This window comes from Corallococcus terminator, assembly GCF_049194865.1.
Lineage (GTDB): Bacteria > Myxococcota > Myxococcia > Myxococcales > Myxococcaceae > Myxococcus > Myxococcus terminator_A.
This window is the reverse complement of record NZ_JBLZWL010000083.1, coordinates 94428-119632: the sequence shown is the minus strand read 5'-3', so window position 1 is coordinate 119632 and position 25205 is coordinate 94428. Positions and strand designations below refer to the sequence as shown.

General features: G+C 68.6%; 22 protein-coding genes and 1 pseudogene. 14 read left to right on the top strand and 9 right to left on the bottom strand.

Translation table 11 applies throughout. The features are described from left to right. A partial coding sequence (locus ACN469_RS26490; RefSeq protein WP_498772021.1) for a transposase occupies nucleotides 1-437 on the top strand: 437 nt, incomplete at its 5' end. 113 nt (nucleotides 438-550) lie between these two features. Further along, a pseudogene (locus tag ACN469_RS26485) lies at nucleotides 551-1101 on the top strand (transposase family protein); the annotation flags it as partial. A gap of 246 nt (nucleotides 1102-1347) precedes the next feature. On the opposite strand, the gene ACN469_RS26480 reads toward ACN469_RS26485, so the two are convergent. After that, complete coding sequence (locus ACN469_RS26480; protein WP_498772019.1) at nucleotides 1348-2313, bottom strand: ribokinase; 966 nt, start codon at nucleotides 2311-2313, stop codon at nucleotides 1348-1350. 174 nt (nucleotides 2314-2487) lie between these two features. Then, nucleotides 2488-3339 carry a hypothetical protein gene (locus ACN469_RS26475; RefSeq protein WP_498772017.1) on the bottom strand — a complete coding sequence of 284 codons (852 nt, stop codon included), beginning with the start codon at nucleotides 3337-3339 and terminating at the stop codon, nucleotides 2488-2490. A 254-nt stretch (nucleotides 3340-3593) separates the two neighbouring features. Here ACN469_RS26475 and ACN469_RS26470 point away from each other — a divergent pair, with 254 nt between their 5' ends. The 5 genes from ACN469_RS26470 to ACN469_RS26450 are packed head-to-tail and all read left to right on the top strand — an operon-like array spanning nucleotide 3594 to nucleotide 8211. Further along, nucleotides 3594-4277, top strand: coding sequence for a TetR/AcrR family transcriptional regulator (locus ACN469_RS26470; protein ID WP_498772015.1), 684 nt, complete (start codon nucleotides 3594-3596; stop codon nucleotides 4275-4277). Next, the gene (locus ACN469_RS26465; protein WP_498772013.1) at nucleotides 4274-5071 is read left to right on the top strand and encodes a CoA transferase subunit A; all 798 of its coding nucleotides are present in this window, start codon (nucleotides 4274-4276) and stop codon (nucleotides 5069-5071) included. The genes ACN469_RS26470 and ACN469_RS26465 overlap by 4 nt, the downstream gene beginning before the upstream one ends. Beyond that, nucleotides 5068-5808: a CoA-transferase subunit beta gene (locus tag ACN469_RS26460; RefSeq protein ID WP_498772012.1), complete on the top strand. Its 741-nt coding sequence runs from the start codon at nucleotides 5068-5070 to the stop codon at nucleotides 5806-5808. Before ACN469_RS26465 ends, ACN469_RS26460 begins: the two co-directional genes overlap by 4 nt. A gap of 45 nt (nucleotides 5809-5853) precedes the next feature. Beyond that, entirely contained in the window at nucleotides 5854-6891 is a 1038-nt protein-coding gene (locus ACN469_RS26455) for an alcohol dehydrogenase catalytic domain-containing protein (RefSeq protein ID WP_498772010.1), read from the top strand. A 57-nt stretch (nucleotides 6892-6948) separates the two neighbouring features. Continuing rightward, the gene (locus tag ACN469_RS26450; RefSeq protein WP_498772008.1) at nucleotides 6949-8211 is read left to right on the top strand and encodes a hydroxymethylglutaryl-CoA synthase family protein; all 1263 of its coding nucleotides are present in this window, start codon (nucleotides 6949-6951) and stop codon (nucleotides 8209-8211) included. A gap of 43 nt (nucleotides 8212-8254) precedes the next feature. Here the strand turns inward: ACN469_RS26450 and ACN469_RS26445 are convergent, their stop codons facing one another. Continuing rightward, the gene (locus ACN469_RS26445) at nucleotides 8255-9667 is read right to left on the bottom strand and encodes an amidohydrolase family protein (protein ID WP_498772006.1); all 1413 of its coding nucleotides are present in this window, start codon (nucleotides 9665-9667) and stop codon (nucleotides 8255-8257) included. 219 nt (nucleotides 9668-9886) lie between these two features. Between ACN469_RS26445 and ACN469_RS26440 the strand changes: the two genes are divergently transcribed. Then, entirely contained in the window at nucleotides 9887-10867 is a 981-nt protein-coding gene (locus ACN469_RS26440) for an aldo/keto reductase (RefSeq protein ID WP_498772004.1), read from the top strand. Nucleotides 10868-10891: 24 nt separating this feature from the next. Here the strand turns inward: ACN469_RS26440 and ACN469_RS26435 are convergent, their stop codons facing one another. Genes ACN469_RS26435 through ACN469_RS26425 form a run of 3 tightly spaced genes read right to left on the bottom strand, consistent with a single transcriptional unit; the run spans nucleotide 10892 to nucleotide 16381 of the window. Beyond that, nucleotides 10892-12040: a hybrid sensor histidine kinase/response regulator gene (locus ACN469_RS26435; RefSeq protein WP_498772002.1), complete on the bottom strand. Its 1149-nt coding sequence runs from the start codon at nucleotides 12038-12040 to the stop codon at nucleotides 10892-10894. A 3-nt stretch (nucleotides 12041-12043) separates the two neighbouring features. Then, nucleotides 12044-12862, bottom strand: a complete 819-nt coding sequence (locus ACN469_RS26430) for a CheR family methyltransferase (protein ID WP_498772000.1) — start codon at nucleotides 12860-12862, stop codon at nucleotides 12044-12046. A gap of 15 nt (nucleotides 12863-12877) precedes the next feature. After that, nucleotides 12878-16381: a response regulator gene (locus ACN469_RS26425; RefSeq protein ID WP_498771998.1), complete on the bottom strand. Its 3504-nt coding sequence runs from the start codon at nucleotides 16379-16381 to the stop codon at nucleotides 12878-12880. 266 nt (nucleotides 16382-16647) lie between these two features. Between ACN469_RS26425 and ACN469_RS26420 the strand changes: the two genes are divergently transcribed. Further along, a complete protein-coding gene (locus ACN469_RS26420; RefSeq protein ID WP_498771996.1) occupies nucleotides 16648-17409 on the top strand; it encodes an AAA family ATPase in 762 nt (253 codons plus the stop codon). 21 nt (nucleotides 17410-17430) lie between these two features. Here the strand turns inward: ACN469_RS26420 and ACN469_RS26415 are convergent, their stop codons facing one another. After that, the gene (locus ACN469_RS26415; protein WP_498771995.1) at nucleotides 17431-19941 is read right to left on the bottom strand and encodes a WD40 repeat domain-containing protein; all 2511 of its coding nucleotides are present in this window, start codon (nucleotides 19939-19941) and stop codon (nucleotides 17431-17433) included. A 197-nt stretch (nucleotides 19942-20138) separates the two neighbouring features. Further along, nucleotides 20139-20525: a hypothetical protein gene (locus tag ACN469_RS26410; protein ID WP_498771994.1), complete on the bottom strand. Its 387-nt coding sequence runs from the start codon at nucleotides 20523-20525 to the stop codon at nucleotides 20139-20141. 279 nt (nucleotides 20526-20804) lie between these two features. Between ACN469_RS26410 and ACN469_RS26405 the strand changes: the two genes are divergently transcribed. The 4 genes from ACN469_RS26405 (at nucleotide 20805) to ACN469_RS26390 (ending at nucleotide 23469) form a co-directional block, all read left to right on the top strand. Continuing rightward, nucleotides 20805-21341, top strand: a complete 537-nt coding sequence (locus tag ACN469_RS26405; RefSeq protein WP_498771993.1) for a hypothetical protein — start codon at nucleotides 20805-20807, stop codon at nucleotides 21339-21341. A gap of 15 nt (nucleotides 21342-21356) precedes the next feature. Further along, complete coding sequence (locus tag ACN469_RS26400; RefSeq protein ID WP_498771992.1) at nucleotides 21357-21893, top strand: hypothetical protein; 537 nt, start codon at nucleotides 21357-21359, stop codon at nucleotides 21891-21893. 124 nt (nucleotides 21894-22017) lie between these two features. Next, a protein-coding gene (locus ACN469_RS26395; protein WP_498765451.1) for an IS5 family transposase occupies nucleotides 22018-22816 on the top strand; the annotation gives its coding sequence in 2 pieces (ribosomal slippage) (nucleotides 22018-22341 and nucleotides 22343-22816; 798 coding nt in all). Between the two features lie 68 nt (nucleotides 22817-22884). Then, nucleotides 22885-23469, top strand: coding sequence for a hypothetical protein (locus tag ACN469_RS26390; protein ID WP_498771991.1), 585 nt, complete (start codon nucleotides 22885-22887; stop codon nucleotides 23467-23469). Between the two features lie 60 nt (nucleotides 23470-23529). Here the strand turns inward: ACN469_RS26390 and ACN469_RS26385 are convergent, their stop codons facing one another. Next, nucleotides 23530-24168, bottom strand: a complete 639-nt coding sequence (locus ACN469_RS26385; RefSeq protein ID WP_498771990.1) for a glutathione S-transferase N-terminal domain-containing protein — start codon at nucleotides 24166-24168, stop codon at nucleotides 23530-23532. Between the two features lie 104 nt (nucleotides 24169-24272). Between ACN469_RS26385 and ACN469_RS26380 the strand changes: the two genes are divergently transcribed. After that, nucleotides 24273-25202, top strand: a complete 930-nt coding sequence (locus ACN469_RS26380) for a LysR family transcriptional regulator (protein WP_498771989.1) — start codon at nucleotides 24273-24275, stop codon at nucleotides 25200-25202. Nucleotides 25203-25205 lie beyond the last annotated feature (3 nt).

The following is a 25205-nucleotide window of genomic DNA, read 5'->3' as shown; positions in this document are numbered from 1 at the left end:
CCCGCACCGAGCACCTGCCCGTCGACTTCGAGTTGTACCTCCCCGAGTGCTGGGCCAGCGACGAGGCGTGTCGCCGCGACGCCCGCATTCCCGCCGAGGTTGCCTTCGAGACGAAGTCCCAACTGACGCTGCGAATGATTGAGCGGGCCGTGGCGGACGGGGTGGCTCCGGGCGTCCTCCTGGCGGACACCGCCTATGGCAGCTCCAGCGACTTTCGTGCGCGCCTTCGCTCGCTGGTGTTGCCGAGCACGCTTGTTGATGGACGGGTGAGCCGGCTGGATGATGGACGCCGGAATCCCGAGTCGGTTCAAGGCCCTACGGCCGCCTGGCGGCGGTGCCCTCCGGGCAGCCTTGAGCCGCCTCGTGCTCCGGCTCAAGCTGCAACCGTCGATTCCCCAAGGGGAATCGCCTCAAGAAGAGGCCATCATCGGCGGTGACACCCGTCCGAGCACGTTCGTGATGGACTCCAGTGGTTTCGCGCGCTTGCTGGAAGTGCCCATCAACGAGCCGGTCCGTGGAACGCCGTGGAACCATCAAAAAGCGTGCGCGGCAACAGCTGGGCTTGCATTACGCGGTGGCAGTGGCCCCACAGACGAGCGCCTCCCTCTTGAATGCGAAGGGCCGCCCCCAAAAGGACGCGCAAAGCGTTTCGGACCTGGCCCTGCGTCTTCATGAACGAGGCGGCTTCCGGTGGTGCACCCGGCGCCCGGATACGAAAGAAGCCTTGTCGGCAAGCTTTGCCCTGCGCCGCGTCGTCGCCACGGGCGTCCCCCTGCGAGAGCAGGAGCCCCTGGGGTTGATCATTGAGTGGCGCGACGGTGAGCCCGAGCCCGCCAATTACTTCCTGATCTCCCTGCCAGAGGGCCGGACGAAGAAGCAGCTCATCCTTCTGGTGATGGAGCGATGGAGAACCGAACGCGTCTACGAAGACCTCAAGGGGGAACTGGGCCTGGACCATTACGAAGGCCGCCGTTTCCCCGGCTGGCATCACCATGTCTCCTGCGTGCTATGTTGCTACGCCTTCCTCGTGGCGGAACGCACGCGGCGTTTCCCCCCTCGGCCCGAAGGGCGACTGAAACCTACGCGCAGTCACTCTCGGCCTGTGCGCCACTTCCGCGACAGCTTCATCACCTCACGGCTCGCCATGGCGTGAGTGATTGCCTCTTGGTTGCCTCGCTGCCCCACCTGCCACCGCACCAACCCCCACCGCGCCTCACCTCACGTCACCTGCCCAGACTCCCCATCCACCCATCGGGCCCCTGACACAGTAGTGTTAGGGGAACCCATCTCACCTCGGACGAGGACGAGCAGCCTGATGCGAACGTTGCCGGCCGGCAAGTCCACGCCTCACCAGGAGACGGGCTCCAGGGACAGCGCCTGGGAGTCGAGGCGTGCCATGAACGACACCACCTGATCGCGATTGGGGAGCCCCGACAGGGCCCCCAGTCGCATCGTGGCCAGGGCCGCCGTCGCGTGAGCGAAGCGCGCCGCATCGGTGAGCGAGCGCCGTTCGCCGAGGGCAACACAGAGGGCAGCGGAGAACGCATCCCCCGCGCCCGTGGTGTCCACCCAGTCCACGGGCAGGTTCGGCAGCCAGAGCTCGCCCTCGGTCCCCATGAGCAGCGTCCCCTGGGGCGCGGCCACCACGGCTGTGCCCACGCCTCGGCGCAACAGGTTCTCCGCGGCCCTGCGCGCGGAGTCCCGGTCCACCACCTCGAGCCCCGTCAGCACCTCTGCCTCCGCGTCGTTGAGGCGGATGATGTGAACCGCTTCCAGCAGCTCTTCAGGCAGCGTCATCGGCGGCGCGGGGTCCAGCACGACATGCGTGCCGGCGGCGCGAGCGATGTGGACCGCCGCGAGGACCGCGTCCAGCGGAACCTCCAACTGGGCCAGCAGCACGTCCGCGCGGGAGATGCGGTCCTCCGCGGCGACCACGTCCGCGACGGTGAGCCGTCGGTTGGCGCCCTCGGCGGAGAGGCTCTGCCTTCGTCCGCTCTCATCCACCATCTCCAACACGACACCGGTGGAGAAGCCCGGGTCCCTGGAAACGGCGCGAGTCTCCACCCCTTCACCCTCCAGCTGCTCCAGCAGCGCGAGCCCCCGCGCGTCCATGCCCACGCGGCCCAACAGCGTGGAGTGGGCACCCAGTCGGGACGCGGCCACGGCGGCGTTGGCACCCTTCCCGCCCAGGCTCTCCAGGAAGAGATGCCCCTCCACGTTCTCTCCAGCGCGCGGGAGCCGAGGCCCCTGGACGAGAAAGTCCGTGTTGATTCCACCGACCACGAGAATGTCGGCCTGTCGACGTGGAGCCATGACTGTCGTCCCCTCTCCCCAACCCACCATCCCGACCGACACCAAGGTACGCATCGAGGCAGGCCCATGTCCCGGCTGCGCGACCTGTCGCTCCAACCCCTGCCTGCCTTGACGAAAAGAGGCGGACCCCAGAACCCCGGAGCCCGCCTCGCAATCAACACCTCACCGTCCTGCTCAGCAGCCGCGACCGTAGGCGAGCAGGAACACGTCGTAGTCCGCGCGGTTCACCACGCCGTTGCCATCGATGTCCGCTTCCGCCCGGCCCCCATTCCAGTAGATGTCGAAGAAGGCGCCGTCCATGACGTCCACCACGCCATTCACGTTGAAGTCCGCGGCGCAGTACAGCCGCAGGTCCACCGACCACGAGCCAGTGCCCCTGGCGTGTCCCTGCCCCCGCGCATCCACCAGCGCGGAGACGTCACCCTGGAAGGTGTACGGCCCGGCCGGCATCCAGCCCAATTGCTGCGACACCGACGCCTCTTCACCCGCGCTGATGTCGAAAGACAGGACCGGCGTCCCGCTCTCCAGGTTCGCGATGTGGAGAAGACTCGAGACACCTCCCAAGGGCTGCCCCGAGGTCGACGCCGTCAACGTCGCCCGCGCCTCGGCGGTCAACAGATAGCGCGCGCGGCGGTTCAGCTCGAACGTCAGGTACATGTCCGTGTTGCCCATTCCCTGCCCTCGCGCGGAGGAGTCATCCGCCAGGCCCTCGGCGCTGGCGTTGACCGACGCCTCGATCCGCTGGTCGGTGATGCGCGAGAACTGGTAGCCGTGCCCCTTCGCATGGACGCGACTCGGAGAGCCCTCGTACTGGGTGTTCGCATCCAGCAAGAGGGACTCGTTGAAGGGCGCGAAGGCCTCCGTGCGACGCGAATCCGAGTCCACCACATGCGTCACCGCATCCACCGCGGAGATGCTCGCGGACACCGAACGACTGCCCTCAATCGGGGTGATTCTCTGAGCTTCGGCCGACGTGGCGAACAACAGGGGGACGGCTCCAGCAGCCCACAACAGGGAGAGACGCATCGGGACCTCCAGGGGGTGTGACGAGGAGGCCCGCGACGTTAGGGCGCCCGGCCGACAACCAGCGCAACGAGCGGGGCTCTCCTTCCCAGAAACTCCAGCGTCATCTCAACCCATTGAAACTCCTGACACTTCTTTGCCCTGCCAGCGCCCCACGCGACGCCGTGCGCGTTGACACACTGCGTTTTCGCGTGCTACCTACCGGTCGGTAGGTCGTGATTCCTGAAAACATTACAGTCCATCGAGACGAGGGACATGTGACGACGAGCGGACGGAAGCCGGATGAGGGCGAGCGCTACAAGGCCATCCTGGAGACGGCGGCGCGGCTCATCTGCGATCGCGGTTACGAAGGCACCTCGATGCAGGAGATCGCCGCCGCGTGCCGGATGACGAAGGCGGGCCTCTACCACCACATCCAGAACAAGGAGCAGCTGCTCTTCGCCATCATGAACTACGGGATGGACCTGTTCGAGGAGCAGGTGCTCTCGCGCGTTCAGGACATCGCGGACCCGGTCGACAGGCTGCGCGCGTGCATGCGCCACAACATCCTGCTGGTGACGCGTGGGTGGAGCAAGGAGGTCATCATCATCCTCCACGAGCACGCCACGCTGACCGGTGAGGCGCGCGCGTTCATCGACAACCGCAAGAAGCGCTACGTCGACTTCCTCGAAGAGGCCTTCTCGCAGGCGGCGCAGCAGGGACGCATCCGCCCGGTCGACCCGACCATCGGCGCGTTCTCGTTCCTGGGCATGGTGCTGTGGGTCTACAAGTGGTTCAAGCCCGACGGGCGGCTGACGGACGAGCAGATCGCCGACGGCATGGTGGACCTCCTCTTCCCGCCCATCGTCGCCGCCGCGGTCGACGGTCAGCCCGGGGTCTCCTCGCTGCGCGTGGTGCCCCGGGCCGCCTCCGGTTCCGGCTCCGGAACGGAGGAGCCGTGAAGACCGCGCGCTGGTGTTCCCTGGAGGAAGCCGTCGCGTCGATTCCCGATGGCGCTTCGCTGGCCACGGGCGGCTTCATGCTCGGGCGCGCGCCCATGGCGCTGGTGATGGAGCTGATTGCCCAGGAGCGTCGTGGGCTGCGCCTCATCTCCCTGCCCAACCCGCTGCCCGCCGAGCTGCTCGTCGCGGGCGGTTGTCTGGCACACCTGGACATCGCCTTCGGCGCGCTGAGCCTGGAGGGCCGCGTGCGCCCCATGCCCTGCATCAAGCGGGCGATTGAGCAGAACACCCTCTCCTGGCGCGAGCACGACGGCTATCGCGTCGTCCAGCGGCTGCGCGCGGCCTCCATGGGACTGCCCTTCATCCCCGCGCCGGACGCGGATGTCTCCGGGCTGGCGAGCGCGGAGCCGCCGCGCACCGTGGTGGACCCGTTCACCGGAGAGCGCGTCCCGGTGGAGCCCGCGTACTTCCCCGACGTCGCGCTGATCCACGCGCGAGCGGCGGACGAGCGCGGCAACCTCTTCATCGAGGACCCCACCACGGACCTGCTCGTCGCGGGCGCCGCACGGCGGGTGATCGCCACGGTGGAGGAGCGCGTGAAGCGGCTGCCTCGCGCCACGATTCCCGGCTTCCAGGTGGACCGCATCGTCCTCGCACCGGGAGGCGCGCTGCCCACCGGCTGCACCGGACTGTATCCCCACGATGACGACATGCTGTCGCGCTACCTGGCGCTGGCGGAGACGGGCCGTGAGGCGGAGTTCCTCGCCTCGATGAAGACGCGGAGGGCGGCATGAGCACCACTCTCGACGCCACTCCCGCGGAGACCGTGGTCTCCCTGCTCGCGCTCCAGATTGAAGACGGCGCCGTGGTGGCCACGGGCGTCGCCTCGCCGCTGGCCATCCTCGCCATCGCGGTGGCCAGGGCCACGCATGCGCCGGACCTGACGTACCTGGCCTGCGTGGGCTCGTTGGACCCGGACATCACCACGCTGCTGCCCTCCTCCGAGGACCTGGGCTACCTGGAGGGCCGCTCGGCGGAGATCACCATCCCCGACCTGTTCGACCATGCGCGGCGCGGCCGGGTGGACACCGTCTTCTTCGGCGCGGCCGAGGTGGATGCCATTGGCCGCACCAACATGACGGCCAGCGGAAGCCTGGAGCGTCCCCGCACGAAGTTCCCGGGTGTGGCGGGCGCGGCGACGCTGCGGCAGTGGGTGCATCGGCCCGTGCTGCTGGTGCCTCGCCAGTCGCGCCGCAACCTGGTGCCGGAGGTCCAGGTGGCGACGACGCAGGACCCGCGTCGCACGGTGCGCCTCATCTCGGACCTGGGTGTCTTCGAGCTGGGCGCCTCCGGTGCGCGGCTGACGGCGCGCCACCCGTGGGCGACGGCGGAGGACATCGCCGAGCGCACGGGCTTCGAGTTCACCGTGGACGACGCCCTTCCCGTCACGTCGCTGCCGGATGCGCGCACCATCGCCGCCATCCGCGCGTTGGATCCTCGCGGCTACCGCGAACAGCTCGTCGGTCGCTGACCCTCGACATCACCCGTGTCTGGAATTGCTCTCGGAGGTATGGAGATGAAGGCTGTTGTTCTGCGCAGTTTTGGTGAAGCCGGGAATTTGAAGATGGAGAACGTCCCGGTACCCACTCCGGGCCGGGGCGAGGTGCTGCTCAAGGTGCACGCTTGTGGCGTCTGCTATCACGACGTCATCAACCGCCGAGGCAACCTGCCCCGCACCAGCGTGCCGGCAATCCTCGGCCATGAGGCCGCGGGCGAAGTCGTGGCGGTGGGCCCTGATACGCCAGGATGGAAGACAGGCGACCGCGCGGCGACGCTGCAAAGGCTCTCATGTGGCGAGTGCGGGCTGTGCCGCAGCGGGCGAAACAGCTTGTGCAAGGGAGACAATCGCTTCTTCGGCGAGGAGCTGCCCGGCGGCTATTCACAGTTCATGGTGGCGCCTGTCGCGGGCCTGGGCCGTGTGCCCTCATCGCTGCCCTGGGAGGAGGCCGCCACGGTCTGCTGCACCACGGGCACGGCGGTGCACACGCTGCGCACGCGAGGCAAGGTGCGTGCGGGTGAAACAGTGCTCATCACCGGCGCCAGCGGTGGCGTGGGAATGTCCGCGGTGCAGCTCGCGAAGCTGGACGGCGCGCGCGTCATCGCCGTGACGTCCGGCGAGGCCAAGGTGCAGCCGCTGAAGGAAGCGGGCGCGGACGAGGTCATCCTCTCGCGCGGGCTGGACTTCGCGGCGGAGGTCCGCAAGCGCACCAAGGGCGCGGGCGTGGACCTGGCGGTGGAGATCGTCGGCAGCGTCACGTTCGACCAGACGATGAAGTCGATGGCGCCGGGGGGCCGACTCGTCATCGTGGGCAACCTGGAGTCGGGGCTCGTCCAGCTCAACCCGGGGCTCGTCATCGTGAAGGAGCTGGAGATCATCGGTGCGTACGCCACGAACCAGGCGGAGCTGGACGAGGCGCTCCGGCTGACGGCCACCGGTGGAGTGCGGCAGTTCGTCACGGACAAGGTGCCGCTCGCCGAGGCGGCGCGGGCGCACTTCCGTCTGGAGAACCGGGAAGTGGCGGGCCGGCTGGTGCTGGTACCGCCCGAAGCCTGAGCAGCGGTCGAGACAGCACAACGAGGTTTGAGGCACGAATTGGAAGCGAGGAGCCCCATGAAGAAACGGGTTGGAATCGAAGCGCTGGCGGTGGCCGTGCCGTCCCGATACGTGGACATCGAGGACCTGGCGCGCGCGCGCGGGGTGGACCCGGCCAAGTTCACCGCGGGCCTGGGCGCCAAGGAGATGGCCGTCACGGACCCGGGCGAGGACACGGTGTCCCTGGCCGCCTCTGCGGCGGCGCGGCTCATCCAGCAGCAGGGCGTGGACACGTCCCGCATCGGAATGCTGGTGGTGGGCACGGAGACGGGCATCGACCACTCGAAGCCGGTGGCCTCGCACGTCCAGGGCCTGCTGAAGCTGCCGCGCACCATGCGCACGTATGACACGCAGCATGCGTGCTACGGCGGCACCGCGGGCCTGATGGCCGCGACGGAGTGGATTGCCTCCGGTGCGGGCGCGGGCAAGGTGGCCATCGTCGTGTGCTCGGACATCGCGCGCTACGGCCTGAACACGGCGGGCGAGCCGACCCAGGGCGGCGGCGCGGTGGCGCTGCTCGTCTCCGAGCAGCCGGACCTGCTCGCGTTGGACGTGGGCCTCAATGGCACGTGCACCATGGACGTCTACGACTTCTGGCGGCCCATTGGACGACGGGAGGCGCTGGTGGACGGGCACTACTCCATCAACTGCTACCTGGAAGCCCTGTCGGGCGCGTACCGGGGCTGGCGCGAGAAGGCGCTGGAGCACGGGCTGGTGCGCTGGTCGGGTGCCCTACCCGGCGAGCAGCTCGCGCGAATCGCCTACCACGTCCCCTTCTGCAAGATGGCTCGCAAGGCGCACACCCAGCTTCGCCTCTGTGACTTGGAGGACGCGGTGGGTCCAGGGCCCGGCACGCCGGAGGCTCGCGAGGAGGTGGCGAAGTCGGCGGCCAGCTACGACGCGCAGGTGGCGTCGTCGCTCGGGCTCAACTCGCGCATCGGCAACGTGTACACGGCGTCGTTGTATCTGGCGCTGGCGGGGCTGCTCCACCGCGAGGGCGCGCAGCTCGCGTCGCAGCGCATCGGCCTGCTGTCCTACGGCAGCGGCTGCATGGCGGAGTTCTTCTCCGGCGTCGTCGGTGAGAAGGCAGCGGAGCGGATGGCGCGCGCGGACCTGGACGGCGTGCTGGCCCGGCGCGAGCGCGTCTCCATCGAGGAGTACGAGCGGCTGATGAAGCTGTCCTCGGACGCTCCCGAGGCCAAGGCCCCGGCGCCCGGCGCGTTCCGCCTCGCGGAGATTCGCGACCACAAGCGCCTGTATGTCGAGGGCGGCGCGGCCTGATAGCAGCACCGTGACGGCCGCCCTGACTCCCGGGGCGGCCTGCTCAGGGCGTGAACTCCTCCACGCCCCCGGACACCCTGCGGCCCCGGTGCCACACGCCAACGATGCGGTGGACGTCCTGGATGTCCTCGGCCGGGTTCCCCTCTACGAGGATGAAGTCAGCGCGCTTGCCAGCGGCGAGCGTGCCCCGGTCCTGGAGCTTCAGCAGGCGGGCCGCGTCCCGCGTCGCATGGGTCAGCGCTTCGAGCGGCGTGAGCCCCGCCTGCACCATCAACTCCAGCTCATGGTGCTCCGCGAAGCCGGGGATGCGCAGCGGGTTCGCGCCGGAGTCCGTGCCGAAGCCGATGGACACGCCAGCGTCATGGAGCGCCTTCAGGTTTCGCAGGTTCATCGCCACGGAAGCCTTGTTCTCGGCCAGGGCCTTCGCGTCTGCGAGCGCCTTCGCGCGCCAGGCGGGGTCCGCGAACTGAGCGGCGAGCGCGGGCTGCACGGAGTGCTTGAAGAAGGGCGTCCGCATCCACTCGGGCTGCTCGGCGAAGATGTAGAACGTCTCATCCAGGCCGAGCGTCGGCACGTACCACGTCCCGCGCGCCTTCATCTCCCGCACCAGCTCCTCGTCCACGGGACTGTCGCGGATGCCGTGCGCGAGGATATCCACGCCGTCGCGCACCAGTCGCTTCGCGTCCTCCAAATAGTAGACGTGCGCCGCCACGCGGAGCTCCCGCTGGTGGGCCTCATCGATGATGGCGGCATAGATGTCTGGCGACATCTTCGTGGACAGACTGCCGTGGAAGTCATCCACCCAGATCTTCAGCAGCGCGGGATTGCGCGAGGCGGACTCTCGCACCGCCGCCCTCGCCTCTTCGACGGTGCGGGGCCGGTAGAGCTGGTCCTCGCCCACGCTCACCGGCGGCGCCGCCGATGGCACACCGAGTCCCCGGTCCGCGCCCAGGAGGTCCGCGCCTCGCGGTGCGCCCGCGTTGAACTCCTCCTGGAGCGACGAGAAGAGCGTGGTGTTGAAGCCCAGCGACATGACGGTGGTGACGCCGTACACCTCGTACTGCCGCGCCTGTCGCTCCACGTTGTCGCGCGTGTAGTGACCCGCGCCGGACTGCGTCCCATCCACCACGCCCAGGTGCGAGTGATTGGCGATGAGCCCCGGCAGCACGCTCTTCCCGCTCACGTCGATGACTCGCGCCGCCTCGGGCACCGCCACGTCGCGGGAGGGCCCCACCGCGCGAAGCGTCTCGTCCTCGATGACGAGCGTGACGTCCTCGATGGGCGGACCGCCCTCCCCGTCAATGAGCCTCGCGCCCTTCAGGACGACCACGGAAGGGCCCGAAGTGCCCTCGCCGCCACGCACCGCCTCCGGTGCATGGCGCGCGCAGGCGAGCGTCCCGAGGAATCCAACGAGCCACCAGGACTTCGGGCGGAAATGAAGCGTCGACCAGGACACGCGGGCCTCCGGAGCGTCAGCAAATTGGAAGGCCAGGGGTAGCGCGCCCGAGAGGGCTTGGGCGAAGGGGAATGCAGGCACACAGTGAGGAGCGTTCAACCCTCGACATCGGCCCGCGGTGGACCCTGGCGGCGCGGAGGCCCGAGCGCCTTGCATTCTCCGCTGCGCCCACGAGCACGCCCCGCTACCTTCGCCCCTCCAGCTGACAGGAGCCAACACATGACGCAGATGACCTACCGCCGCCTGGGCCGCTCCGGCCTCACCGTCTCCGCCGTGGGGTTGGGCTGCAACAACTTCGGCCTGCGCATCGACGCCAAGAGCACTCGGGCCGTCGTGGATGCCGCCATCGACGCGGGCATCACCCTGTTCGACACCTCCGACTCCTACGGCACCTCGGAGGAGCTGCTCGGAGAAGCCCTGGGCACCCGTCGTCAGGACATCATCCTGGCCACCAAGTTCGGCAGTGACTTGAAGGGTGAGAACGGCCCGGACTGGGGGGCGCGCGGCTCGCGGCGCTACATCCGGCGCGCCATCGAACGCTCCCTGCGGCGCCTGCGCACGGACTGGATTGACCTCTATCAGCTCCACTGGCCCGACCCCGCGACGCCCATCGAGGAGACGCTGAGCGCGCTCACGGAACTGGTCCGCGAGGGCAAGGTCCGCTACCTCGGCTCGTCGAACCTCCTGGGCTGGCAGGTGACGGACGCGGAGTGGACGTCCCGCACGCGCGGCCTGGAGCGCTTCATCAGCGCCCAGAACGAATACAGCCTGATTGGCCGGGGCGTCGAGCAGGACCTGGTGCCCGCGCTGCAACAGCACGGCATCGGCCTGCTCCCCTACTTCCCGCTCGCCAGCGGCCTGCTCACCGGCAAGTACAAGCGCGGCGCGGCGGCTCCGGAGAACACCCGCGTGAAGCACTGGAACATGGGCGGGCTGCTCACCGATGCGATGTTCGACGCCGTCGAGCGCCTGGAGGCCTTCGCTCGCGAGCGCTCCATCTCCCTCATCGACGTGGCCATCGGCGGGCTGGCCGCGCGCCCCACCGTGGGCTCCGTCATCGCGGGCGCCACCTCCGCCGAGCAGGTGAAGACCAACGCCAAGGCCGGCGCCTGGACGCCCACGACCGAGGACCTCACCGCGCTCGAGAAGCTCCTGCCGCGCGGACGCGGCATCAGCGTCAACGACGTGCTGTACAAGTAGCCCCGCCCCCTGGGGGACCGCGGGCTACAGCTTGATGACCTCGGTCCCTCGGCGCGGCAGGCTCACCCGGAACTCGGTGTAGAGGCCGGAGCCCGACTCCACCTCCACCTGACCGTGGTGGGCCTGGATGATCTGCTGGACGATGTAGAGGCCCAGGCCCAGGCCGCCCGTGCGCCCGCGCCGCTGGGCCCCGCCCCGGAACGGGTCGAAGAGGTGGGCCTGGATGGCCTGCGGAATCACGCCCAGGTTCTTCACCGAGAAGCGCACCGCGTCCGCATGCGTCCCATCCAACCGGAGCTGCACGGGCGCGCTCGTGTCCCCGTGCTGAATCGCATTGCCGATGAGGTTGGAGGCCACCTGCGCAAGCCGGTCCGAGTCCCAGTCCCCCACCAGGTCTCCCTCCTGGAAGACCTCGATGGGAGGCCTGGGTGACGCGGACTGGTGCTCCTGCACCATGCGCTGGACCAACGCGCCGAAGTCCGTCTCCCCGCGTCTCAAGGGGATGCCTCCCGCGAGCCGGGCGCGCGCCAGGTCCAACACGTCTTCAATCATCCGGCCCATGCGCTTGCCGCTGGCCAGCATGCGGCCCGCCGTCTTCTTCACCGCCTCGTCCTCGGAGCGCCGCTGGAGCAGGTCGGCCGCCGTGAGGATGGCGCTCAGGGGATTGCGCAGGTCATGCCCCAGCACCGCGGTGAACATCTCGTTGAGCCGCAACGTCTCCGTCAGCTCGTCGAGCTGGCGCGCGAGCTGCTGCTTCTGGCGGTGGAGCTGGAAGAAGACCTCCGCCTTGTTGCGCAGCACGAGCGGCTCCAGCGGCTTGTAGAGGAAGTCGACCGCGCCGGAGTCGTAGCCCTTGAAGAGGCGCCGCTTGTCGCTGGAGCCCGCCGTCACGAAGATGATGGGGATGTGCCGGGTGCGCTCCATGCCTCGCATGAGCTCCGCCAGCTCGAACCCATCCATCTCCGGCATCTGCACGTCGAGGAACGCCAGCGCGACGTCGTCGTGCTCGAGCAGCAACTCGAGCGCCGCGGCACCCGAGCGCGCCTGGAGCAACTCCACGTCGTCGCTCCGCAGCAGCGCCGCGAGCGCGATGAGGTTCTCTTCCAGGTCATCCACGAGCAGGCACTTCACCCGCGGCGCCGCATCCACTGCTTCCTTCCCGGTAGCGTTCAACGTCTACCCCTTCTGGAAGATACGGTCGTCCCGGGAGATCACCGAGAACGCCGTTTCATGCTGAGAGAAGCGCAGGGACTCGCGGGCGCCCAGGCCCAGGAACCCCTTGCGACACAGAGAATCCTTGAACAACCCCAGCGCCCGCTCCTGCAAGTCCCGGTCGAAGTAGATGAGCACGTTGCGACAGGAGAGGAACTGGACCTCGGCGAACACGCTGTCGGTGGCCAGGCTGTGGTCGGAGAACACGATATGTTTCTTGAGAGCGCGGTCGAACACGGCATTCCCATACGCCGCCGTGTAGTAGTCGGAGAGCGAGCTGCGAGCCCCCGAGGCGATGTGGTTCTGCGTGAAGGTGGCGATGCGATCCACCGGATATACCCCTGCCTCCGCCTTCTGGAGCGCGCCGGGGTTGATGTCCGTCGCGTAGATGAGCGTGCGCTCCAGCAACCCTTCCTCCCGCAGGAGGATGGCCAGCGAGTACACCTCCTCGCCGGTGCTGCACCCCGCCACCCAGAGCTTGAGGGACGGGTACGTGCTCAAGAACGGCACGACGGACTCTCGCAGCGAGCGGAAGTACGTCGGATCCCTGAACATCTCGCTCACCTGCACCGTGAGGTAGTCGAGCAGGGACGGGAAGATGAGCGGCTCGTGCAGCAGCCTGTCTTGGAGCTGCGACAGCGTCCGGCAGCCGAAGTTCTCCGCCGCCAGCAGCAGTCGCCGCTGCATCGACACCGTCGCGTACTGCCGGAAGTCGTAGTGGTACTTCAGGTAGATGGCGTCGAGCAGGAGCTTCAGCTCGATATCCAAGGCGTTGGAGTCCATGAGTGAAGCGATGACCTACGCCTTGGGCATCCAGACGCGGATGAGCGAGAGGAGCTTCTCCACGTCCAGCGGCTTGGCGATGTAGTCGTTCGCCCCCGCGGCCAGACACTTCTCCTGGTCGTCGCGCATGGCCTTCGCCGTCAGCGCGATGATGGGCAGCTTCTGCCACTCGGCCCGCTTGCGAATCTCCCGCATGGCGGTGAGCCCATCCATCTCCGGCATCATGATGTCCATCAGGACCAGGTCCACGCCTTGCGACACCTGGGCCAGGCTGTTCGACAGCCGCTCCAGGGCTTCCCTGCCATTGCGGGCGATCTCCACCTTCGCGCCCCGAGGCTCCAGCACGCTGGAGAGGGCGAAGATGTTCCGCACGTCGTCCTCCACCACGAGGATGCGCCGACCATCCAGCGCCGCCTCGCGATCTCGCGCCACCTGCAACATGCGCTGCCGGTCCGGCGGCAGCTTGGACTCCACCTGGTGCAGGAAGAGTGAGACTTCGTCCATGAGCCGCTCGGGAGAACGGGCGCCCTTGATGATGATGGACTTGGAGTAGCGCCGCAGCCGCTGCTCCTCCTCGCGCGTGAGCGATCGCCCCGTGTAGACGATGACGGGCGGGAAGGAGACCGTCTCCAGCTCCGCCATCTGCTCCAGCAGCTCGTAGCCGCTCAAGTCCGGCAGGTTGAGGTCCATCACCATGCAGCCGAAGGTGTTGTGCTTCAACAGCTCCAGCGCCTCGGTCGCCGTGGCCACCCCGTCGATGCGCACGTCCTCGCTCTCGAGCAGCTTCTCGATGCTCTCGCGCTGCCGGGCGTCGTCCTCCACCACGAGCACGCGCTGCACGCCCGGGGTCAGCCGCGTCTCCAGCTTCCGCACGGCCTCCATGAGCTGCTCGCGCTTCACCGGCTTCACGGCGTAGCCCACCGCGCCGCGCTCCAGCGCCTCGCGCGAGGCGTCCGTCACGGAGATGACGTGCACGGGGATGTGCCGTGTCCGCGGGTCTCTCTTGAGCTGGTCCAGCACCATCAACCCCGACTGGTCCGGCAGGTTCATGTCCAGCAGGATGGCGCTCGGCTGGTAGGCGACTGCCGCCTCGTACGCCGCGCCGCCCTGGTCCGTCGCGACGCACAGGAAGCCCAGCTCCCGCGCCAGGTCGCGGAGGATCTCCGCGAAGCGCGCGTCGTCCTCCACCACGAGGATGAGCCGTGCCCCAGGGACGAGCCGCTCCCGGTCATCCTCGATGGGCGCGTGGAGGGTCCTCATCGGCGCCTCCGCGAGGTCCGGCGCCGGCAGCTTCGCCACGGCCCGCGCGGCCCGCTCCGTCGGAGTGGGGGCGATGAGCTCGCGCTTCGGGAGCGTGGGCAAGGAATGCGACGTCGAAGCCTGAGCGGCGGCGGAGAGCGCCACCGGCACCGTCACGGTGAAGGTGCTGCCCTGCCCCGGCTCGCTCACCACCGACACGTCGCCGCCCAGCAGGCGCGCCAGGTCGCGGGAGATGGACAGGCCCAGTCCCGAGCCTCCGTACTTGCGGTGGGTGCTGCCATCCGCCTGACGGAAGGCCTCGAAGATGAGGCCCTGCAGGTGCGTGGGAATGCCGATGCCCGTATCCCGCACGGAGAAGGAGAGCAGCCCCGGGCCTCCGGGCGAGACATGCAGCGACACCTCGCCCTTCTCCGTGAACTTCAGCGCGTTGGCGAGCAGGTTCCTGACCACCTGGCCCAGCCGCTGGGGGTCGGTCTCCAGCGACTCCGCGCTGGCCGGGTCCACCTTCGTGGAGAAGCCAATCTGCTTCTCGCGCGCCAGCACGTGGAAGGAGCGCGACACGTTCTCCACGAAGCGCGCGACGCTGACGACCTCGGGCTCTATCTCCACCTTGCCCGCCTCGATGCGAGACAGGTCCAGGATGTCGTTGATGAGCGCGAGCAAGTCGTTGCCCGCCGAGGTGATGGTCTGCGCGAACTTCACCTGCTCCTCGGTGAGGTTGCCCGTCTTGTTGTCGGCCAGCAGCTTCGCGAGGATGAGCGAGCTGTTGAGCGGCGTGCGCAGCTCGTGGCTCATGTTGGCCAGGAACTCCGACTTGTAGCGGCTGGTGCGCTCCAGCTCCGTCGCCTTCTCCGTCAGCTCCGACTGGGCCACGGTGAGCGAGTCGCGCTGGCGCTCCAGCAGCCGCGTCTGAGTCTCCAACTGCGCGTTGGTCTGCTCCAGCTCCGCCTGCTGCTGCTCCAGGCGGCTCTGCGAGTCGCGCAGGACGCGGCTCTGCTCCTCGATCTCCTCGTTGGAGGCGCGCAGCTCCTCCTGCTGGGCCTGCAGCTCCTCGGACTGACGGCGCGTCTCCTCCAGCAACAGCTCCAGGCGCGTGCGGTCATTGGCCGAGCGCACCGCCATGCCGACGGACTCGGACACTCGCTGGAGCAACTCCAGGTCCGACGCATGCACCGGGTGGAGGAAGCCCAGCTCCACCACCGCGTTCACCTTGCCGTCCACCACGGTGGGCACCACCAGGAGGTGCCTCGGCTTGCCCTGCCCCAGGCTGGAGTTGATGGGCAGGTAGCCTTCCGGGACGTCGCGAAGATGGAAGACGCGGTTCTCCTTGATGGCCTGCCCCACCAGTCCGTCACCCGGCCGCGCCTGGGCCGCGGGGTCCAGGAACGAGGGCGGCAGCGCGTAGCCGGCGAAGCGGTGGAAGTTGTCCAGGCTGTCCGCCAGGTAGATGGCACCCACCTGGGCATCCAGGTACTGGGCGAGGAACTGGAGGACCTGGTCCCCGAGCTGTTCCAGTCGAGGGCCGCCTTGAATGCGCGTGGCCAGCAGCGTCTGGCCTTCCTGCATCCAGGCATGGATGGAGCGCGCCCGGAAGTCCCGCGACGTCATGAACGCGGAGATGCTCACCAGCGCCAGCAGCAGGGCAGAGCCGAGCCAGGTGACGATCAGCGACGTCGTCGCGGAGCTCTGGAAGGCGCCGCTGCGTTCCGCCAGCAGCCGCCGCTCCTCGTTCTCCATCTGCTCGACGAGCAGGCGCATCCGGTTCATCAGCTCGATGCCCTCGTTGGTGCGCACCCGCGTGAGCGCGGCTTCGGACTGGCCCGCTGTCTTCAGGTCGATGGTCGCCTGGAGTTCGGCGAGCTTGGCCTCGACGAGCGGCTTCAGGGCCTCCAGACGCTGGAGCTGGGAGTCGTTGTCGGACACGAGCTCCCGGATGCGCTCGAGCTGCGCGGGGAGCGCGCGACTGGCGCTGGCGTAGGGCTCCAGGTAGGTGCGCTCGCCCGTCAGCAGGAAGCCTCGCTGCCCCGTCTCCGCGTCCTTCAGCGTCGACAGCAGCGTCTTCATCCGCTCGCTGACCTCCATCGTGTGACGGACCAGCTCCGCCGCGTCCGAGTGCGACTCGAGCGAGCGGTAGGACAGGATGGCGATGACGAAGATGGCGAGCGCGGCGACGATGAAGCCGGCGAACGTCCCGGGAGGAAGCGGCGGTCCGAAGCGCGAGGCGCGCGCGGGCCTGGCCTCATGGGGAGACGGAGTCACTGGAGAACACCTGTCATGAAGAGCGCGTCCAAGGCGGGGGGGCGAGACGCAACGACGCTCACCTACCATGGCCTCCCAGCCACCTCGTGCGCACGGGGGCACGCCTCCATGCACGATGTCAGCTTTTCTACGTTACGCGACACCGCCGGGCACGCGGCCCCGGTCCGCTCCGACTCGGAGTGCTTGCCGCCGATGCCTCGCGTGCAGCTGGGTACTCCCGCGGTCGTTCCTCTGGACTCTCCCGGACTGACATAGGCTGCGGGTCGATGAAACTCACCCGGCTCCGGGTCTCCGGCTTCCACTCATTGCGCGACGTCGACCTGCGCCTGAACGACTTGTGTGTGCTGGTGGATTCGGAGGAGACCGCCACCCGGAATCTCTCCGCGCTGCTCGCGCTGGTCCAGGCGCTCTCGGAAGGACGACTGCAACAACACCTGAGCGCCTCCGGGGCGCTCGCGGAGACCCCCGCGACGCAGGCCGTGAAGGTGGAGCTGAGCTTCTTCGACGACCACTACGGCGTGGAGCTGCGGCGGCAGGCGGACGGCACGTGGCGGGTGACGTGGGAGTCCGTGGACCTCAACGTCGGCCTGTCGGCCCTCCTCATCGACCCCGGCCTCGACGCGCCCCGCTCGGAGGCCTCGCTGTCCGAGCTCGCGCCCCACGAGCCCCCCACCGAGCCCCCCAGGGGCGGCGGCCAGGCCGATCTGGAGGGATGGTACGTGGGCAACGTGCTGGAGCGCTGGCTCTGGTGGATGCGGCGCTTCCTGCGTGGCATCCAGTTCGACGACGGAGTGACGCCGGACGAGCCGACGCTGCGCTTCCGCGTGGCGCCCGAGCGGGACCCGCCTCCCAACGCCATCTGGGAGAATGCCCGAGGCGCACAGGCCGCCGCGCGCCTGTCGCAGGTCATGCTCTGCACGCCGTCGGAGTCAATGGCGGAGTCCTTCGACCCGCGCGAGGTCATCCGCGTGGACACGCACGAAGGCACGGCGCGCTTCACGCCGCTCATCCGCTCCGAGCCCACCTGAGCCGGAGCGGAGCCCTGGCCCTCACGGCGTGAAGTGCCAGACGCGCAGCGCGGCATCCCCTCCACCGGTGGCCACGACGTTCCCATCGCGCCGCCAGGACACGGTGGAGACGTTCTCGTCATGGAAGCCGATGACGGTGGCCGGCAGCGAGGGCAGGCTCGTGTCCCACACGAAGACCTGGCCTCCCAGCCCTCCGCCCGCGACGCGGCGCCCATCCTCGCTCCAAGAGAGCCCCTGCGGAGAGAACGCGAACGGCGTCTGAGCGAGCAGCTTCCCCGTGGAGACGTCCCACAAGGACAGGCCCGGACGCCCGCCGAAGGCGAGCTTCGTTCCATCCGGGCTCGAGGCGGCGGCCAGCGACGTCGTACCCGCCACGGACGCCACCGGCGTGATGGCCCGCGTCAGCGGATCCCACACGTCCCAGCTCATGTCGAAGTAGGCGACCAGGAGCTTTCCCTCCGGAGTCCACGCGAGCGACAGCACCCGCCTGGAGCTCCCCGGGAAGCGGAACAGCTCCGTGCCACCGGGCACCTGATGAATTCGGATGACGCCGAGCTCGGAGACGATGGCGGTGGAGCCCATGACGCTCGCCACCCATCTCCCATCCGGGCTCGGCGCGACGCGGTAGAGCTGAAGGGAGGAGGTCGGCTCCCGACGGATGGGGAGCTGCGCGAGCGTCCCGTCGTCCGCGCGCCAGATGTTGAGGACCCCATCGTCTCCGCCAGTGGCCAGCCGAGCTCCATCGGCGGTCCACCCCAGCGCGCGAACACGCTGCCCACCATGTCCTGAAATCAGCCTCCGAGGTTCGCCATCGCGACCCCAGAGGCGCACGTTGCCCTCGTATCCGCTGGAGGCCAGCACGTCACCCGTCGGGCTCCAGGCCGTCGCCTCGACGGAGTAGTCGTGAGCCAGCAGCTCGCGTCGAACGTAGGTCGCCGCATCGGCTGCCACCGTGAAGATGTCGAGGGTCATCGGCAGGTCATCCACGACGACGAACTGGGGCTTCGTCGGATGGAATCGCAGCGCGTCGTACCCTCGGGTGGTCCCCGGTACGGCGGGCTGGCTGACATCCACCACGACAGCGCCGGAGGCCGCGTCGAGCACGAAGAGCTTGCGCGAAGCTCCGCCCACTCCGAGCCAGCGACCATCCGGGCTCCAGTCCACCTGCGTCACCACCGCCCAGCTCCCGGGGTACGTGGCCTCCACGCGGAAACCGGCGGTGGAGTACACCTTCACCTCGTCCTCGAGCCCCACCGCGAAGCGCGTCCCATCCGGGCTCCAGGCGAAGCCCGCCGCATCCAGCAAGAGCTCTTCCAGCGCCTGCGTCTCCACGGAGTGGAATTCCACACGCTGCAAGAGGCCGCCGCCTTGCCCTGTCTGTAGCGCCAGCAGTGAGCCATTCGGGCGCCACGCCATGCCGCGCACCCTGTCCACCGCCACCACCGGCGCGCCCTCCTTCGCCCCCGTGGCGGCATTCCAGAAGTGGACTTCGTTGCTGGTGTCCGTCGCGGTGGCCAGCCGCGCGCCATCCGGGCTCCACGCGAGGGCGCGGACGACGCCGGCCTGCACGGGCCACTGGCGAAGCGTCTCTCCCGTCGTTGAATCCAGCAACACCACACCGCCTGTCGACAACCCAGCGGCCAGCACCCCTCCGGCCCCGGGCTTCCAGGCCAGCGTGCTGAATCGACCCGGGGGCGGTGGTGCCACCACCCGCGCCACGCCTCCCGTCTCCGCGCCCCAGATGCGCAGCAGGCCGATTGGCGACACGCTGCCATCGAGGGCGGCGAGCAACGTGCCATCCGGGCTCCACGCCGGCGAGGTCGGCAAGCGAGCCCCCGTGCGCTGCCAGGACAACGCCGAGTCGAGCGCCGGCGCGAAGCGCACCGTGACGACCTTGTCGGCCTCGAGCAGCAGCTCACAGTGACTGACGGCGCCCTGGCACGCGGAGGTCCCCAGCAGTTGCCAGCCCGGCGCGGGAACGGCCGCCAGCGTGAGCCGCGTCCCGGAGGGCTGCCGGACGGTACAGGCGCCAGGGCAGTCCACGCCCGAGGGCGTGCTCGTCACCCGCCCCTGTCCCACGACCTCGACCTGGAGCCCCCAGGTACCATCGGGCCGAGGGTCACCGACGATGAAGGTGAGCTGCGGCGACCACGCGCCCACGGTGCCGGCCGAGTCCACCGCGCGGCACCGCGCCTGATAGGTGCCCTCCCGGGAGATGGGCACGTCCACGCCGGATGTCGTCCCGCTGTCGACCTGGGGAGACTGGGGCAGCGTTCCACCCGAACCCCAATCGAAGACATAGACGAGCCGGTCTCCGTCCGGGTCCTCCGCCGTGCAGCGGAAGCGAACGGGCACACCGGACGCCGCCTGCGCGTTCTCTATCTGGAGCAGCGCCACCCCGGGCGCGCGTGACGAAGGCCCGGGCGGCGGTTTCTCGTCGGAGGTACACGCGCCCAGGACACAGGTCAGGACCAAGCCGAGGGACAGGGATGCGATGCGGGCGGTGCGCAGGGACATGCGACGCGAAGTCATGGGCATTCTCCCGCGCGTCCCGGCCCCCCAGATGCGCGTGAGCGCCTTCCCTAATCTTCGACCCACGCGGTGTCAAAGCCTGTCTGGGTCTCCCATGGAGAAGTCCTCTCCGGGAAACCATCGCAGGCAGCCTCACGAGAAGTTTCCCACGCACACCTCGCCGAGGCTGTCATTGCGACTTCATGTAGGGGCCCGACTCACGCCAGCCCTTGCTGACGAGGGCCTCCGGCGCCCTTGAAGTAGTCCGCGAGCTTGCCGCTGTTCGCCGATGCGCCAGGATTGCCCATCGCCACGACGGGCTTGGCTCCGGCGACGACCTCCACGGCCTTCTTGAAGATGAGGGGCAGCGCGGCGCCCAGGACCAGGTACTGCCGCATGGGAATCTCGCCGTCCCCCCCGAACCACGCCCACACCGCCACGCCGGAGCCGATGATCATCAGCGCGGTGATGACCCAGTAGGGAGCGGACCGCATGAGCGCCTTGTAGCGCCCCGTGCCCAGGTGCTCCCGCAGTCCGTACCAGTGCAGCAGCTCCTGCAGCGCGCTGCCCAGCATTCCAATGAGGATGATTTGAATGGCGCTCATGTCGGCCCTCCCGAGGTCTGGTCTCCACGAGGCAGGAGTCCCCTTCGTCGGGATGTGACGTGGAGCAGCCGGGCGCGCGGCCCCCCTTCCGTTCGCCAGCCCTGGCGACACAGCGACTGGCACACCTGGCACACCTGTGTCAGGCGCCGACGGGATGCGGGACACAGTGCTTTCAGCTGCTTGCCTTTGAGCGACCTGGGCGGAATGAACGGCATTCGCGTTGCACATGCGGTCCTGGGCACCAAGACGGTGCTTCTTGTGAAAAAGGACCCGCTGAACATGAAGAAGACCTCGCTTCGCGCGCTGTTCTCCGCGCTGCTGCCCGCGCTCCTGCTGGCCCCCTTTGCTTCGGCCGTCGCCGCCGAGCGAATGACCTCCACCTTCGCCTGCTTCCAGAGCACCGAGGACCGGCCCGAGGCGGACTTCGACGGGACGTCGCACGGCGTGCGCAACCGGTCGGAAGGCATCAACTGGCAGTGGATCGACCTGCGCTGCCCCGTGGTGACGGACACGACGTTCGCGATGAACAACATCTACCAGGTCAACGTCCAGGGGTTCGACGGCCACAGCGGCCACGACGTCTATGCGATGGCCTGCACTTCCTGGAAATGGGCCACGGGAGGCCGCTGCGGCAACGCCGTGCGCAGCGCGGCAACGGGCTATTACAACGTGACCATGACGAGCGGCTCGGGCGTGGACGCGCTGTACTTCTGGCGGACGGCGCCGTGGGACTATCCCTACGTCCTCATCCAGCTCCCGGGCCGTGGCGACGTCGGGTTCACCTCGTCGGTGGGCTACACCCTCTACACGCCGTGAGTTGAGGGCCCGGCCATGAAGACTCGCACCGTCCCCTTCCTTTCCGGACGCGTGCTCCTCGCGCTGGCGGCATGTGCCGTCGGCGCGGCGGGAGCCACGCTCACCCTCCGCTCCACTTCCGGCGTGAGCCACCCCGACGCGGCACCGCCCGCGCTCCAGCAGGAAGTCACCGTGCGACCTTCTCCGCCGGCCCCGGTGGACCCCGCCGAGGAGCAGCGGCGGGTGCTCGCCGAATACGAGGGCGAGCTCCAGCGCCACGGCATGCAGCCCATCCAACCCGGCTGGGCCGTGCCCACCGCGACGGGGCTCCGCGCCGACCTGGACACGCTGCGCACACGCCGACCGTTCTCCGTGCTGGGCGTCGATTGCAGGACACGGACTTGTGTCATGACGTTGGAGTGGTCCAACTACGAGCGGGCCACGGAGACAGCATCGGCCCTGCTGCACCACCGCTTCGTGGTGCCATGTGCTCGCACGGTCCTGATGCCGGAGCCGCCTCAACGGGACAAGCCCTACCGCACGCAGGTGCTGCTCGACTGCATGAGCGGGTGACGACTGCTGGAGGTCAGGAGCGCTAAGAGCCTATTTCGGTAGGGAAGAAGTCGGCCAGCCTGCTGCGTTCTGACGGCAGGAGGGCAGACGTATGGGGCTGGTGAAGAAGGACGATGGTTGGAGGATGCCGGACGAGCTGTGGGCGAAGCTGGAGCCGTTGCTTCCCCGCCGGCCTACTCATCCGCTGGGATGCCACAACCCGCGAGTGCCCGACAGGCTGGCCATGGACGCCATCCTCCTGGTGCTGCGTACAGGCATGCAGTGGGGCGCCCTTCAGGCCACCGGCCTATGCCACCCCTCTTCCGCCTACCGGCGCTTCCGCGAATGGCTGGCCGCCGGTGTCTTTCGAGAATTCTGGCGGCAGGGGCTGCTGGCCTACGACGGCCTGGCGCGCATCAACTGGAGTTGGTTGGCATTGGATGGGGCGATGGGGAAGGCACCGCTGGGTGGGGGAAAAAACCGGCCCCAACCCCACCGACAGAGCGAAAACAGGAACCAAGAAGAGCCTGCTGACGGACTCGCGGGGCGCCCCCCTCGGCCTCGCGGTCGGTGGCGCCAACACGAACGATTTCAAGCTGGCGCGCACCACGCTCGAATCCATCCCAGTCGCCAGGCCCACGCCCACTGAATCCGCACGTCAGCACCTCTGGGTGGACAGAGGCTATGACTACGACGTGGTGCGCCAGCTGGCGGAAGAGTTCCACTTCACGCTGCACCTGCCTCGACGCGGGCGCGGCGTGCGCACCAGGACAAGCAATTCTCGGAAGAAAGCACGACGGTGGATGGTGGAGCGCGGGCACTCCTGGCTGAACCGCTTCCGTCGGCTGCTGGTGCGGTGGGAGAAGCGCGAGGACACCTACCTGGGAATGCTGCACTTCGCGCTCGGCATCATCACCTGGTTCCACGCGCTCCTACCGAAATAGGTTCTAAGCTGGGGGAGTCAGGGGCCGACGCGCCAGCCTCCCCTGGCGTCGTCTCCGGAGAACAGCCCTTGACCGCCCAGATCAGCGACACGGTCCTCTATCGCGACCAGACCTTCAACCTCGCCGGAGTGAAGGGCACCGAGCTCTTCGTGCCCAACCAGCACGGACTCAAGCCCGTCGGAATGTCGACCGCATGCTGGCGCGGCTTCTTCTGCATCTACCGCGTCTCCGAGGAACGGCTGTTCCTCGAGAGGCTTCATATCGGAGTGCACCCGGACGACCAGCCGTCCGTCCGGGACGGGAAAGGCGCTCCCTTGTTCGGCAACGCGCCCCGGTATGACCCGGCATATGACGAGTGCGCCGTGTACGAGCCACGCCATGCGCGAGTCACCTTCACGGGGAACCTGCTCATCGGCACCGGCTTCATCCGTGAGCTGGCGGTCCACATGGGCTTCGCGCCCGCCTGGAAGTTCCGCGAGGTCCACGAGCTGACTTTCGACGCGGGCCACCTGACGAGCGCCCAGGACCACTCCAAGGCCATCGCCCACACGCGAGAACAGCACCTGGGTCGCCCTCTCACACCGGGGCCTTCCGCCAGTCACCAGGAGATCGAGGCGTGGATCGAATCGACCTTTCGCCTGGACCATGAGTAGCCATCGAAGGGAGCACGGAGCCTCGGAGTCTCCGCGCTCCTCCGTGGGTGGCACGTCTTCTCACGCCTTCTTCGGGTATCGCGCCTGGTACTCCGCGTAGAGCGTCCGCTCCTCCCGGAACGCCTGCGCGATGCTCGGCCGCTCCCGGAGGCGCGAGACGTAGGCCACCAGCGACGGCCACTTGTTCAGGTCCACGGGGGTCGCCACGCACCAGCCCAGCACGGCGACCAGGTAGGCGTCGGCGACGCTGAACTCTTCCAGCAGGAACTCCCGACCACGCAGGTGCTTCTCCAGCAAGTCCATCCGCGAGGTCGCCTTCCCCAGCGCATAGGACTTCGCTCCTTCCGGAGCCGTGGCGTCCAGCAGCGGCGTGAAGACCGCCTTGTGCAGCTCCGTGCCGATGAAGCACAGCCATTGCTGGAGCCGCGCAAGGGCCTTGCGCTCCGTTGGAGCGAGCTTCGCCTCCGGCCAGCGGCCCGCGACGTGCTGGAGGATGGCGGCGCTCTCCGTGAGGATGTCGCCCTCATCCGTCCGGATGGTCGGCACGGAGCCCAGCGGGTTGATCTCCCGGTAGTCCTGACCGTCCTGAGTGCGCTTCGTCTTGGGGTCCACCTCCACGAACGAGGCCTCCGCACCGGCTTCGTAGAGGGAGATGCGGGTCGCCAGCGAGCAGGACAGCGGTGAGAAGTAGAGCTGCATGGTCATTCCTCCAGGACATCGAGCACGTTCCCCTCTGGGAACGCCGATGACTCTGGTCCTCGCCCCCCTATGCGTCCAACGCATCGTTCGCATAGGCTCGATGCATGAGCGACATTGCCGGCCCGCCCAACACCCGCCTCGACATCAAGGACCTGCGAGTCGTCGTCGCCCTGGCCTCGGCGGGAACGACAGCACAGGCCGCCACCCTGCTCCACCTCACCCAGCCAGCGGTCAGCCGCGCCCTGCTGCTCGCGGAAGACAAGCTCGGCACCCGCCTCTTCGACCGCACACACCGCGGACTCGTCCCCACCGACGCGGGCAGGCAGCTCGTCACCGGCGCCACGCGATTGCTCCTCGAACTGGGCGACCTGGAGCGCTCTGTCCTCACTCCCGCCACCCCACCCGTCCGCCTGCGACTCGTGTGCGAGTGCTACACCGCGTACCACTGGCTCCCCTCCCTGCTCGTCGACCTGCGCAGGAGCATGCCGGGGCTCGAGGTCGTCCTCGCCGTGGAGCACACGCGCAACCCCATCCCGGCCCTCGAAGCGGGAGACATCGACGTCGCCCTCCTCACCCAGGCGACCATCCCGCGCGCCACGCTCGGGGCTCGCAAGCTCTTCTCCGATGAGATCGTCTTCGTCGTGTCCTCATCCCATCCGCTCGCGGGACGCAAGACGCTCACGCGCGATGACCTGCGCGAGCACACCCTGCTCACCTCCCAGACGCCGCCCGCGGAGGCCCACTGGTTCATCACCCAGGTCTTCGGCCGGGAGCGGCCCCGCCTGCGCTACGAGCGACTCCCGCTGACGGAGGCGATGTTCGACCTCACGCGCGCCGGCCTGGGCGTCGCCGTCATCTCGGAGTGGATCGCAGGGCCGCACCTCGGCAAGGGAGACCTGGTCGCGAAGCGGCTCGCGTCAGGGCCACTCCAGCGCTCCTGGCGCATCGCCTGGCGACGAGAAGCCAGCGAGGCCGCGCATCGCCTGGCGACAGCCCTGGAGGGACTCGCGCCCCGCCGACTCGCGGCGGGGTGAGCC